At 74.9% G+C, this 12,370-nt stretch carries 11 protein-coding genes; 8 read left to right on the forward strand and 3 right to left on the reverse strand.

Annotation, left to right across the window (positions count from 1 at the left end; genetic code table 11):
• The 7 genes from ACTIDRAF_RS27090 to ACTIDRAF_RS0203785 all read left to right on the forward strand — a co-directional run.
• The coding region (locus ACTIDRAF_RS27090; protein WP_039785663.1) for a hypothetical protein at positions 1-327 on the forward strand (327 nt) is incomplete at its 5' end.
• Positions 328-376: 49 nt separating this feature from the next.
• Positions 377-829: a hypothetical protein gene (locus ACTIDRAF_RS0203760; protein WP_016697378.1), complete on the forward strand. Its 453-nt coding sequence runs from the start codon at positions 377-379 to the stop codon at positions 827-829.
• Entirely contained in the window at positions 826-2,118 is a 1,293-nt protein-coding gene (locus ACTIDRAF_RS0203765; protein WP_016697379.1) for a Zn-dependent hydrolase, read from the forward strand. The genes ACTIDRAF_RS0203760 and ACTIDRAF_RS0203765 overlap by 4 nt, the downstream gene beginning before the upstream one ends.
• Complete coding sequence (locus tag ACTIDRAF_RS0203770; RefSeq protein WP_016697380.1) at positions 2,115-2,978, forward strand: iron-sulfur cluster-binding protein; 864 nt, start codon at positions 2,115-2,117, stop codon at positions 2,976-2,978. Before ACTIDRAF_RS0203765 ends, ACTIDRAF_RS0203770 begins: the two co-directional genes overlap by 4 nt.
• Positions 2,975-4,273: a dihydroorotase gene (locus tag ACTIDRAF_RS27095; protein WP_016697381.1), complete on the forward strand. Its 1,299-nt coding sequence runs from the start codon at positions 2,975-2,977 to the stop codon at positions 4,271-4,273. The genes ACTIDRAF_RS0203770 and ACTIDRAF_RS27095 overlap by 4 nt, the downstream gene beginning before the upstream one ends.
• Positions 4,274-4,713: 440 nt before the next feature.
• Complete coding sequence (locus ACTIDRAF_RS0203780) at positions 4,714-5,262, forward strand: NADPH-dependent FMN reductase (RefSeq protein ID WP_016697382.1); 549 nt, start codon at positions 4,714-4,716, stop codon at positions 5,260-5,262.
• Between the two features lie 147 nt (positions 5,263-5,409).
• Positions 5,410-6,648 carry an endonuclease/exonuclease/phosphatase family protein gene (locus tag ACTIDRAF_RS0203785; RefSeq protein ID WP_016697383.1) on the forward strand — a complete coding sequence of 413 codons (1,239 nt, stop codon included), beginning with the start codon at positions 5,410-5,412 and terminating at the stop codon, positions 6,646-6,648.
• Positions 6,649-6,818: 170 nt separating this feature from the next.
• Here ACTIDRAF_RS0203785 and ACTIDRAF_RS0203790 read toward each other — a convergent pair whose 3' ends face one another.
• Both ACTIDRAF_RS0203790 and ACTIDRAF_RS0203795 read right to left on the reverse strand, forming a co-directional pair.
• Positions 6,819-7,352, reverse strand: a complete 534-nt coding sequence (locus ACTIDRAF_RS0203790; RefSeq protein WP_245533432.1) for a nitroreductase family protein — start codon at positions 7,350-7,352, stop codon at positions 6,819-6,821.
• Between the two features lie 1,732 nt (positions 7,353-9,084).
• A complete protein-coding gene (locus tag ACTIDRAF_RS0203795; protein ID WP_016697385.1) occupies positions 9,085-10,296 on the reverse strand; it encodes a site-2 protease family protein in 1,212 nt (403 codons plus the stop codon).
• 211 nt (positions 10,297-10,507) lie between these two features.
• Between ACTIDRAF_RS0203795 and ACTIDRAF_RS0203800 the strand changes: the two genes are divergently transcribed.
• On the forward strand, positions 10,508-11,389 hold the full coding sequence (locus tag ACTIDRAF_RS0203800) for an alpha/beta fold hydrolase (protein WP_016697386.1): 882 nt from the start codon (positions 10,508-10,510) through the stop codon (positions 11,387-11,389).
• A gap of 51 nt (positions 11,390-11,440) precedes the next feature.
• On the opposite strand, the gene hemC is transcribed toward ACTIDRAF_RS0203800, so the two are convergent.
• Positions 11,441-12,370: hydroxymethylbilane synthase (gene hemC, locus ACTIDRAF_RS0203805; protein ID WP_016697387.1), on the reverse strand; the 930-nt coding region annotated here is incomplete at its 5' end.

Raw genomic sequence — 12,370 nt, forward strand, 5'->3', positions numbered from 1 at the left:
GCCGCCGCGCTGCTGGCCCCCGGCCTGCCCGCCGGGGTGGACCGCATCGTCGGGGTGGGGCCGGCGGAGCAACCCCTGGTCGTGGCGACCGCGCTGCACACCGGACTGCCCTTCGCGGTGCTCGACGACGCCACCGGGGAGCCGGCCCCGACCGGGGACGCCGAACCCGCGCTGCTGGTCGGCGAGGTCCACCGGCACGAGACGGTCGTGCTGGTCGCGGCCGCCCCCTCCCCGGCCGACCACCACGCCGGGGAGGCGTTGCGCTCCCACGGCGTGCGGGTGCCGCGCACCGCGCTGCTCAGCGAGGTCCTCGCCCCGGCGGGTTGACCCCGCCGGCCCCCGCCCGTCCCCGTCACCCACCCTCCTGGAGGCCGCCATGGCTACCCCATCCCCGCGCGACGTCGCCGTCGACGCCGCCGTCGAGCTGCTCGTCCCCGCGCCCGACGGGCCGCCCGCCCTCGACCCGGCCCGGTCCCCGGCCGCCGCCGAACGGCTCGGCGCCCTCGTCGCCGAGGAGTTGCGCGCCACCGGGGTGGACGCCGTCCTGACCTGGGAGGAGGACGGTGGGGCCGCCGTCCTCGGCCACATCACCGCCCGGGAACTGGGGGCCTCCCGGGTCGCGGTCCGCGAGGACCTGGGCCGGCTGCTGGGTGACGTGGACCGGCTGCGCGGTCTGCGGTCGGGGTTGGCGGCGCTGACCGAACCCGCCCCGCAGGTCCTCGACCCGCTGCGCCGCCTGGTGTCGGCCCACGGCGGCGAGATCGTCGCCACCGCCGTCGCCGTGCGGCCGGCGGAACTGGCCGAGGCCACCAGGAGGGCACGGGGATGACCACCACCGAGAACCCGCCCACCCTGGCGGTGGAGCAGGACCGGATCGCCGCCGACCTCGACCACCTCGCCTCGCTCACCGAACCCGGCCCCGGGGTGTCCCGGCTGGCGTTCACCCAGTTGGAACGCCAGGCGCACGAGTACTTCGCGGCGTCGCTGCGACCGCTGGGGTACCGGGTGTGGACCGACACCGTCGGGAACACGATCGCCGAACTCGAGGGGACCGACCCGGCCGCACCGGCCATCGGCACCGGGTCCCACCTGGACAGCGTGCCCTCCGGCGGCCGGTTCGACGGCATCGTCGGGGTCGTCGCCGGCATGGAGGTGGCCCGGGCGCTGGCCGACGCCGGTGTCCGGCCCCGCCACCGGCTGCGGATCGTCGCCTTCGCCGCCGAGGAGGGCGCCCGCTTCGGCCAGGCCTGCACCGGCAGCCGGGTGGTGGCCGGGCTCACCGGCTCGGCGGACCTGGACCGGCTGCGGGACGCCTCGGGGACGAGCATGGCCGAGGCGATGCGTTCGGTGGGCCTGGCGCCCGAGCGGGCCGCCGAGGCCCGGTGGGCGGCCGAGGACTGGGCGGCGTTCATCGAACTGCACATCGAGCAGGGCAAGGTCCTGGAGTCCCTCGACCTGCCCATCGGGGTCGTCGACGTCATCTCCGGCAGCACCCGCCTGGAGTTCACCGTCACCGGCCTGGCCTCCCACACCGGGGGCACGCCGATGCACCTGCGGGCGGACGCCTTGGCCGCCGCGGCCGAACTGGTGCTGCTGGCCGAGGAGATCGCCACCGACTCCCGCCACCACGGCACCCGGCTCACCGTCGGTCGCCTCGACGTCAGCCCCAACTCGCTGACCACCATCCCCGGCGAGGTGGTGTTCGGGTTGGACGTGCGCGACGTCGACAGCGCCCGGCAGCGGGAGACGGCCGCCGAGTTCACCGCCCGGGCGCACGCCGTGGCCGCCCGCCGGGGCGTGGGGCTGCGGGACCGGTTGTTGGCCGACACCTCCCCGGTGGTGCTGCCCACCTGGATCCAGGACGAGATCACCCGCGCGGCCCGCGACTGCGGCTCCGCCTACCGGGTGATGCCCAGCGGGGCCAGCCACGACAGCCAGATGCTGACCAGGGTGGTGCCGGTGGGCATGGTGTTCGTGCCCAGCCGGGACGGGCTGAGCCACACCCCCGCCGAGTGGACCAGCGTGCCGGAGATCGCCGAGGGCACCCGCGTGCTGGCCGCGACGCTGCTGCGCCTGGACTCCGCGGCGTCCCCGGGTGCCCAGGAGCGGGCGCGGTGACCGCCCCGCTGTCGCGGAGCCTGGCCGACCAGGTGGTGCCGCTTCCGCCGGCCGCGCGCCCGGAACCCACCTGGGACGAGTGCCGGGTGATCGGCCACGAACCCGTCGGGGACCGCTACCACCGGCTGACCCTGCGGGCACCCAGCATCGCCGACCGGGCATTGGCCGGGCAGTTCGTCATGATCAGCATCCCGGAGAACACCCCGTCCCGCTCGGTGTTGCCCCGTCCGATGGCGGTGCACCGCCGCCGCCCCGCCGAGGGCGTCGTGGAGATCGTCTACGGGGCCGGCGGGGCCGGCACCCGGGCCCTGACCCAGGTGGCGGTGGGCGAGGACCTGCTGGTCACCGGCCCCCTCGGCCGTGGTTTCACCCTCGACCCGGGGACCCGCCGCGTGCTGGTGGTCGGCCGGGGCATCGGGGTCTGCTCGGTGATGGGCGCCGTGGAGGACGCGGTGGCCACCGGGGTGGAGGTCGTCGCGGTGACCAGCGCCCGCACCCGGGAGGCCCTGGTGGGCCCCGGTGACCTCGCCGAACTCGGCGTCGAGCGGGTGTTGGCCGTCACCGACGAGGCGGGCGACAGCGCGGTGCCCGTGGTGGGGGCCCGGTTGGCCGGGGAGCTGGCGGACGACCCGCCGGCGCAGGTGTTCGTCTGCGGCTCCGACCGGCTCGCCGAGCTGTGCCGGGCGTTGGGCCGGGAGTGGGGCGCGCGGGTGCAGGTGTCGTTGGAGGCGCACATGGCGTGCGGCCTGGGCTACTGCCACGGCTGCGCGACGGCGGCCACCACCACCGGCAGCGAGAGCCCGCTGATCTGCGCCGACGGGCCCGTGTTCGCCCTGCCGACCGGCGGGGCGGACCGGTGAGCGAACTGCGGTTGCGTGGCGTCCGCCCCTACGGGGAGGGCCCCCCGGTGGACCTCACCGTGCGGGACGGGCGCATCGCCGCCGTGGACCCCGCCAAGGGTTCCCCGCCCCGCGCGGGTGAGCTGGACGGGCGGGGCGGGGTGCTGCTGCCCGGGTTCGTGGACCTGCACACCCACCTGCGGGAACCCGGCGGTGAGGACGCGGAGACGGTGCGGACGGGGACGGCGTCGGCCGCCGCCGGCGGGTTCACCGACGTGTTCGCCATGGCCAACACCCGGCCGGTGACCGACTCGGTCGACCGGGTGCGCTGGTTGGCGGAGCTGGCGGCGGCGGAGGCCGTGGTCCGCGTCCACCCGGTGGCGGCGGTGACCCGCGATCTGGCCGGTGCCGACCTGACCGACCTCGACGCCCTGGCCGCCGCCGGGGTTCGGGTCTTCTCCGACGACGGGCACTGCGTGGACGACCCGGCCCTGGTCGACCGGGCCCTGCGCCACCTCGGCCCGGCCGGTGGGCTGTTCGCCCAGCACGCGCAGAGCGGGGCCCTGGCCGGTGGCGGCCAGGTCGACGCCACCGTCGCCGCCCGGCTGGGCCTGCCGCCGTGGCCGATGGTCGCCGAGGACGTGGTGGTGGCCCGGGACGTCCTGCTGGCCCTGGAGCGGGACGCGCCGCTGCACGTCTGCCACGTGTCCTCGCCCCGGTCGGTGGAGATCATCCGGTGGGCGCGGGAACGGGGGGCCCGGGTCAGCGCGGAGGTCACCCCGCACCACCTGCTGCTGGACACGACCCGGAGCGGCACGGGAGACCCCACCTACAAGGTCAACCCGCCGCTGCGCGGGCCGGAGGTGGTGCCCGCGTTGCGCCGTGCCCTGCGAGACGGGGTCATCGACGTCGTCGCCACCGACCACGCCCCGCACCCGGCGCACCGCAAACGCGGGCCGTGGCGGGAGGCGGCCTTCGGGATGACCGGGTTGGAGACGGCGCTGGCGGTCACCGCCGAGGTGTTCGACGGTCCGTCCGGGGTGGACTGGCGTCGGGTGGCGGAGGTGTTGTCCCACCGGCCGGCCGCCCTCGCCGGGATCGACGGGGTCGCCGGCCGGCCCCTCGCGGTGGGGGAACCCGCCACGTTCTGCGTCGTCGCCGAGGACGCCCCGTGGACGGTGAGCCGGGCGGACACCCGCAGCCGGTCGGGGAACACGCCGTTCGAGGGCCGGGAGTTCCGGCACCGCGTCGTGCTCACCGTGGTGGCGGGCCGTCCGGTGTGGCGGCACGAGGAGACCCTGGTGGAGGGCCACTGAGCCGGCCCGGGAGTTCGGGCCGGGGTGCCGGGGGCCGCCGGCCCGGCACCCGGCCGACGGCGTTCCGATCCCCGGCCCACCACCGGGTTGCGGTGTCCGCGGGATGCCCGGTCCCCGCCGCGGGCTGCCCCCGCCGCCGACCCCGGAGCACCGTCCGGCTCCGCCGGGAGGCTCGGCGAGCGGTCCCCAGTGGAGTGAATCTCGGCCGGTGTGGGACAGCTCGCCCAGCCCGCGAAGTCCGCGCCGCCAACCCGACCGTGGCCCGTTCGACCAGCGGTTTCCCTCCGCCCGACCCCAGCCGGGCGGCTGCCGGGCCCCCGTGCCCGGCCCGACGGCCGCCCTGACGCCACCCAGGACACCCTTGACCTGAACAATTGTTTAGGTTTTAGCGTTCCTCGCGCACGGCCACCCGGCCGTCCCACCCCGTCGAGGAGGAACCGATGTCGCACTCCCCCGCCCCCTACCGTCTCGCCGTCCTCATGGGCAGCGTCCGCGAGGGCAGGTTCTGCCCCACCGTCACCCGGTGGTTCGTCGACCAGGCCGTCAACCGCCCCGACATCGCCACCGTCGACGTCATCGACCCCGCCGAACTGACACTGGAGGACGAGGAGTTCGGCAAGCGCATCGGAGCCGCCGACGCGATCGTCGTCATCACCCCCGAGTACAACCACGGCTACCCCGGCCCGCTGAAGACCGCCATCGACTCGCTGCTGCCCGAGTGGCAGGCCAAGCCCGTCGGCTTCGTCAGCTACGGCGGCGTCTCGGGTGGTCTACGCGCCGTGGAACAGCTGCGGGCGGTCTTCGCGGAACTGCACGCGGTCACCGTCCGGGAGACCGTCAGCTTCCACGGCGGCTACGCGCGGTTCGACGACGACGGCAACCCGCTCGACCTGGACCGGGTGAACCAGGCGGCGGGCGCGCTGCTGGACCAGCTCGGCTGGTGGGCCGAGACCCTGCGCGCCGGCCGAGCCGCCCGCGCCTACGTCTGAGGCGACCGGGGGGCTCCGCCGGCTACCCGGGGCCCGCGTTCGGGGGCGGCCATGGTCGCGAGGACCAGAGCCGGCCCCGACGTTCCCGGACGTGACGGCGCCGTCCGCTGATCGGCGACGGTGACGTGGGGGGACGATGCTGGAGCCATGTGCTCCTCCACCGCCGAGCAGCCCTCCCCCCGCCCACCGCGAGACTCCACCGCCACCCCAGCACCCCCGGCCCGTCCGACCCCGCGCACCACCGACCGGGCCGGGACCCGGATCCGGCCGGACAGCCTGGGCGTACCCGCCCCACCGGCCCCCGGCACGGTGCGGGTGGCCACCTTCAACACGGCGCTGTCCGGCTCGGTCGAGGGCGGGTTGGCCGCCGAACTGTCCGACCCCGCCGGCAGCGAGCAGGCCCGGCTGGTGGCCGAGGTGCTGCAACGCGTCCGCCCCGACATCGTGCTGCTCGCCGAGTTCGACCACGACGCCGATGGTTCGGCGGCCACCACCTTCGGACGCGACTACCTCGCGGTGCCCCAGCGCGGCGCGGAGCCGCTGCGCTACGACCACCGCTTCCTCGGCCCGGTGAACACCGGGGTCCCCTCGGGTTTCGACCTCAACCGGGACGGGCGGTTCGACGGCCCCGACGACGCCTGGGGGTACGGGTACTTCCCCGGGCAGTACGGCATGCTCCTGTTGTCCCGCTACCCGATCGACGACGAGCGGGTGCGAACGTTCCAGCGTTTCCGCTGGCGGGACCTGCCCGGTGCGCTGCTCCCGTCCGACCCGGACGGCGGGGCCTACTACCCGCCGGAGGTGCTGGACCGCTTCCCGCTCTCGTCGAAGTCGCACTGGGACGTGCCGGTCCAACTCGGGGCCCGCACCCTGCACGTGCTGGTGTGCCACCCGACCCCGCCCGCCTTCGACGGCCCGGAGCGGCGGAACGTCCGGCGCAACCACGACGAGGTCCGGTTCTGGGTCGACTACCTGTCCCCGGACGGTGCCGAACACCTGCGTGACGACGCGGGAACGCCCGGCGGACTACCGCCCGGCGCCGAGTTCGTCGTGCTGGGCGACCTCAACGCCGACCCCTCGGCCGGTGACCGGGAACCGGGGGCGATCCGCCGCCTGCTGGCCGCACCCCGGCTCATCGACACCCGGCCGGGCAGCCTCGGCGCGTTGGAGACGGCCCTGCGACGGGGGTGGTCGGCAACAGCGTGGACGGCCACCGCGGACTTCGGGGTGGACGGGCCGGGATGTCTCCGGGTCGACTACGCGCTGCCCTCGGCCGGTACGAACCCGGGGGCGAGCGGCGTGTGCTGGCCGCCGTCCTGGTCCGCGCTGGCCCGGCTCATCCGGGCCTCGGACCACCGACTGGTGTGGGTCGACCTGCGGTGGTGACCGGCTGGTGCGGCGGTGGGGCCGCGTCCGTCTGCTTCCGCTCGTATGGACGCCTTCGCCTGGCCCCGTTCCCCGGTGGGCTCCGGCCCAGGGCTCGGTGCCGGTGCCAGGGGGTCGGGGCCGGGGCCGGGGCCAGCCACCGGAGCACGAAGGGCGTCGGGCCGGGCGGGTCAGCCCGCGTGGTCCTCGCCGAGCAGGGCGCTGGCGGCCAACCGCCCGGTCGGGATGGCGGACACCCCTGGAGGGCGCGGGGCGGGATGGCCGAGGGCGACGACGTGCCGGACCTGCCACCGGGCCGTGAGGCCCAGCAGGCGGCCGGCGGCGGCCACGTTCTGCTCGGGGTGGAGCGTCACCGGGCAACTCCCGAGACCCAGTGCGTGGGCGGCCAGCACGATGGACTGGCACAACCTGCCCTCGTCGAAGGGGGTGTCCCGGCCACCGAGCTCGGGGTCGACGGCGATGGCGAGCACGGCGGGCGCGTTGGCGAGGTGGAGCGCGTAGTCCCCCAGGGTGCTCAGGCGTCGCCGGAGGTCAGGTTCGGTGGCCACCCGCAGCCGCCACGGCTGCCTGTTGCGGGCCGACCCGGTCCACCGCGCGACCTCGCAGATCGAGCGGATGTCCCGTTCGGCCACGGGTTCCTCGGTGAACCACCGGGTGGCCCGGGGCGTCCGCAACCAGTCCAGCAGTTCTTCGGCTCGCGACACCACCCCAGTCTGCCCGGGGCACGTTTCCGTCGGATTCACCCGGCGCTGCGGGGTGCTCCGTCAAGCCTGCGGGTAGGGGGTGACCCCGTCGTTCTCGCCGTACACCTCGTCGGCCCACGAGCACCATTCGTTGCGCTTGGGGCCACGGTGGATATGGCCTGCGCGCACCCGGATTCCCCCTCCGCGTCCGAACGACGCGCCACCACGTCCGGACCAGCACCGTAGGCCGGCCCACACGACAACGAGACCAGAGGAACCCAAGATCACAGAATGATCACGCGCTCGATTGAGCGCAGGTCAACAAGGGTCCACCCCGCGCAAGCGGGGGTGAGCCGCTCGTGCCGGGTGCGGTGGTCGACGGCTTCGTGTCCACCCCGCGCAAGCGGGGGTGAGCCGGACGAGGGCGCCCCCCTCGCGGACCTGCTGGAGTCCGCCCCGCGCAAGCGGGGGTGAGCCGCGAGTTGTGGAGATGCAGCTCTTCCCCTGCCCGCTGAGCTGGACGACCCCGGCGAACAGCCACAGGATGTTGCCGGCGATTCCCGCCCGTTGCGGCGGGCGACGACGGCGTGGGCCATGCCGTGCACGACTTCGATCTGCAGGACCAAATCCTGAACCTGATCTTTTCTGAGCCACCCAGGTTACCTCGCGCGGCTTCCTGTGGGGAGGCTGCACGAGCGTGATCATTGACGCGCCGAAGTTCTCGTGGTGTGGAAGACGCACCCCATGAGCCTGCTGCGAGCTCGACCCCGGGGCCACGTCCAGATGTCGAGCGTGCCCCTCGCCGGCCAGGACTCCGTTACTGGAGGAGGAGAGCAGCTGGGTGACGTCAGGGCGCGGGATGACAACTCCTCGACAGGTGCCCGGACATGGAACGGCCCGTTCGAGGGAGGTCCGCCTGCGCTTGCGGCGCGGGACGTCGGAATCCTGATGGTTCCGGCTGTCCGTCCAGATCCTCGAACGGGTCACTGGTTACCCAGCACCACCACTGTGCCTGGTGGTGGCGGGCCGGTGGCAGGGCCGTTCGGCCTGACGTTGGCGGGCCGGTCGGCCCGAGCCGCTGGTCTGGGATATCGTACTCCTCCGCTGGCCGCTGCCCGGCGACCGCGCCGTGGGGAGGGGCGTTGGCCGCAGGTGAACGGCGTGGGGGTGTGCGGGTCCGGGGCTGGCCGGCTACCAGGGCGGCGCACGGCCTAGCGGTTCCTCACCCGAGGTGGACGGACCAGGCCCCTGCTGCACGGAGGCCGACCACCATCGGCCCTCCGCTCACGCCGTGGTCCGGCCGTCCCCACTCCGGAAGCGGAACTCCCCGGCACTCGCGAAGCGGGACCGGGCGCGTGCGCGCCGCCCGCTCCACACCAGCTGTGACGCCGGAAGGGTGTGCGGTAGGCGGGCGCACGGGATGCGGAGGTGGGTGCTCGGGCCAGACGGCTCGCCGTGAAGGAGGTGGCGTGGTGGGTCGCGAACCGGGCCCAGACAGCGAAAGGCCCGTCCGAGGCGGGAACTCGTCGTCTTGCGACGATGAGTGACCAGTCGAATGCCGACACGAGGTCCGCTCGTGGTCTTCACCCTGTCCTCGGGCGGGTCACTGGTTGCCCAGCACGTTCAGGATGCCTCCCCGGCGGCCGTCGGGCATGAGGCGTTGGTCCCTGGACGCAGGGGCCGAGTGTCCCCACTCCCGGGCGGGTCGCACGGCGCGGGTCCGGACGCGAGGACGGGGCGGGGCGCCCGGCTGTCAGTCAGGGGGTCGTTGGCCGGGGAACCACCACCCGCTGGGCGGAGTCGAGGACCGACCGCCGGTCTCCTCGACCCGGACCGGGAAGGTGGCCGCGCCCAAACGCCGGTCGGCGACGGCCTCGGCGACGTCCGAGGTCGTCAGCGCTCCCACCGGGTGGCCGGCGTCCTCCACGAGGATCCAGGCATGCCGCTGGTCGCCCAGGCGCGGGACGACGGTCGCCAGGGTCTCCTCGACTCCCACTCTGACCAGTTGCTCGACGGGGATCGCCAGGTCCCCCAGCCGAACGGTGCCGTGGGCGTCCTCAGGCACCGCGCGTATCCGCTGGGGTGTCAGGAGACCGGCGAGGTGGCCGTCCCGGTCCAGCAGGACCACGGCCGGTGGCGGGGGGTCGGCGGGCAGGTCGCGGCGGAGGTCGTGCAGGGTGGTGTGGGAGCCGGCGGTGGGCACGGGTTGGCGCATCACGTCCCGGACGGGGACGTCCGCCAGGGCCGCACCGACCCTGGCCTGGTGCGCCTCCGCTCCGGCGACGGCGGTGATGAACCAGCCCAGCAGCACCCACCACAGCCCGTCCACGCCTCGGAACAGCAGTTGCGCGATGCCGAGGCCGATGAGGAGCAGGCCGAGCACCCGCCCGGCGTAGGCCGACCAGATCGCCGCCCGCCACCGGTCGCCCCGCCACCGCCACAGGGCGGCCCGCAGCACCCGACCGCCGTCGAGGGGGGCGGCCGGCAGGAGGTTGAAGACGGCGAGGGCCGCGTTGAGCAGCGCGAGGTAGACGAGGACGATCGCGACCAGGGCGCCGCCGCCGAACTGGGCGCTGGCGGAGGCGAACGCGGCGAACAGGAGGGCGAGCAGCGCGCTCGCGGCGGGTCCGACCGCGGCGATGCGGGCTTCGGCGCCCGCGTCGCGCGCCTCTCCCCTGAGCTGTGCCATCCCGCCGAGCAGCCACAGGGTGATGCCGACGACCTCCACACCGTTGCGGCGGGCGACGACGGCGTGGGCGAGTTCGTGCACCAGCAGGGAGAGCACCAGGAGCAGCGCGGCGGCGATGCCGGCCACGACGTACGCGGCGGCCGGGTAGCCGGGGAAGAGCAGCGGCAGCTGGTGGGCGGCCAGTCCGATGGCCACGAGGAGCACGATGCCCACCACGCTCCAGTGCAGGCCCACCGGGATGCCGGCGATCCTGCCGAGACGAAGGGTCGCCCTCATCTCCGCACCTCCGTTCGTCTCGCGGCGGGGACTGGCGCTGGTGACGCTGTCCTCCTCCCGGTTACCCGTCCGGCCGGCGTCGTGTCGGCGCGGTCGCGAACCGGCGACACCGGGACTCTTAACGAGACGGAACGGTTCGTCTTGACGGCGACCCGGAGCGTCGGCCACCCTGGCCGTGGACAAGACGAGACCTCGCGTACCAGGAGGTGGGATGACGGCCCCTGTCGAGACCACGGTGACCGTCCGACCCGGCGTGCGGCTGTGGACCGAACGGCGCGGCGACCCGCGCGCCCCGGCGCTGCTGCTGGTGATGGGTGCGGGCGAGCCCGGACTGAGCTGGCCGGAGCCGCTGGTGGACCGGTTCGCCGCCCACCACCAGGTGATCCGGTACGACCACCGGGATACCGGCGCCTCCACCCGGGCGTTCGACCAGGCCCCCTACCCGCTCGCCGAGCTGGCCGAGGACGCGGTCCGGGTGCTCGACGCGCTCGGCGTGGACCGCGCCCACGTCCTCGGCCTGTCGATGGGCGGCATCCTGACCCAGCTGCTGCTCGCCGACCACCCCGACCGGCTGCGCACCACCAGCCTGTGGAGCACGTTCGCGCTGAGCACCACCCCGCTGCGGCGCGAGGACGGGACGACCACCCCCGTCGAGCAGCTCCCGGGGCCGGACGAGGAGTTGATGGGCTGGCTGGGTGGGCTGGTGCCCCAGCCCGACCTGGAGGCGGAGCTCGACCAACGGGTCGAGAAGTGGCGGCGGATGAACCCGGGGCCCCTCCCCTTGGACGCCGGCGACTTCCGCGCCAGGGAGGAACGGATCATCGCGCACGGCGGGCGGTGGGACGCCTCGTCGGCGCACGCGCTGGCCGACCAGTCCGGCCTGCTCCGCACGGAACTGCTCGCGGCGAACACGGTGCCCACCCTGGTCATCGAGGCACCGGCGGACCCGGTCGTCCCCCCGGTCCACGCGCGGCACCTGGCCCAGGTCGTCGGTGCGACGAGACTGGTCACGATCCCCGGGTTGGGCCACGCCCCGGTCCGGCGGGCGCTCGACCCGATCGCGGACGCGGTGCTGGCCCACACCCTCGCCTGACCAGGGGCGGCCCGCGCCGTTCCCTCCGGGGGGCGGTGCCCGGTGGGGCCGTCAGTGCCGGCTGTCCCCGATGAGTTCCCGGGCGCCCTGGCTCACCAGGTCGTCGGCCACCCTGGCGCCCAGGCTGACCGGGTCGTCGGCGGCGCCGGTGGCGTGCGACCGCACCCACCCCGATCCGTCGGCGGAGAAGACCAGCCCGGAGAGGGCGAGCCTGCCCTCGTCTGTGGTGGTGCAGTGCAGGGCGATGGGGCTGTTGCAGTGGCCCGACAGCAGGTGGAGGGCGGTCCGCTCGGCGGTCACCCACCGGGTGGTCTCCTCGTCGCCCACGTGCTGGAGCAGCCGCATCACGGCCCGGTCCTCGACCCTGGCCTGCACGCCGATCACCGCCGCGCCGCAGGCGGGCACGATCGAGGGCCGGGAACCGGCCGACCAGACGGTGGAGATCACCTCGGTGATCCGGTCGGTCAGACCGATGCGCGCCAACCCGACCCTGGCCAGGACGATGGCGTCGAACTCCCCGGCGTCGAGCTTGGCCAGCCGGGCGTTGACCGAGCCCCGGATCCGTTCGACCCGCAGGTCCGACCGGTACAGCCCGAGCTGGGAGCGGCGGCGCACCGCCGAGGTCCCGACCCGGGCCCCCTCTGGCAGCTCCGCCAACCCCACGCCGGAGCGGGAGATCAGCACGTCGTGCGCGTCCCCCCGGCGCAGGAACGCGCCGAGTTCGGTGCCGGCGGGCAGCGGCACGTCACCGGGGACGTCCTTCATCGAGTGCACGGCGAGGTCGACCTCGCCGGCCACCAGCGCCCCGTCGATCTCCTTGGTGAAGGCGCCCTTGCCGCCCAGGTCGGCCAGGTTGCCGTGCCATCGGTCGGCGCTGGTCTCGATGCCCACCGTCTCGACCGGCAGGTCGGGCAGGACCGCCCGCACGGCGGCGATGACCTGGTCGGTCTGGGCTCGGGCCAGCGGGGACGTCCTCGTGCC

The sequence above is a fragment of the Actinoalloteichus spitiensis RMV-1378 genome (genome assembly GCF_000239155.1).
Classification (GTDB): domain Bacteria; phylum Actinomycetota; class Actinomycetes; order Mycobacteriales; family Pseudonocardiaceae; genus Actinoalloteichus_B; species Actinoalloteichus_B spitiensis.

Excerpts from the sequence above, each read along its gene's own strand:
- ACTIDRAF_RS0203760 (WP_016697378.1), top strand. The coding sequence starts at position 377 with ATGGCTACCCCATCCCCGCGCGACGTCGCCGTCGACGCCGCCGTCGAG.
- ACTIDRAF_RS0203785 (WP_016697383.1), top strand. The coding sequence starts at position 5,410 with ATGTGCTCCTCCACCGCCGAGCAGCCCTCCCCCCGCCCACCGCGAGAC.
- ACTIDRAF_RS0203800 (WP_016697386.1), top strand. The coding sequence starts at position 10,508 with ATGACGGCCCCTGTCGAGACCACGGTGACCGTCCGACCCGGCGTGCGG.
- ACTIDRAF_RS0203780 (WP_016697382.1), top strand. The coding sequence starts at position 4,714 with ATGTCGCACTCCCCCGCCCCCTACCGTCTCGCCGTCCTCATGGGCAGC.
- ACTIDRAF_RS0203765 (WP_016697379.1), top strand. The coding sequence starts at position 826 with ATGACCACCACCGAGAACCCGCCCACCCTGGCGGTGGAGCAGGACCGG.
- ACTIDRAF_RS0203795 (WP_016697385.1), bottom strand. The coding sequence starts at position 10,296 with ATGAGGGCGACCCTTCGTCTCGGCAGGATCGCCGGCATCCCGGTGGGC.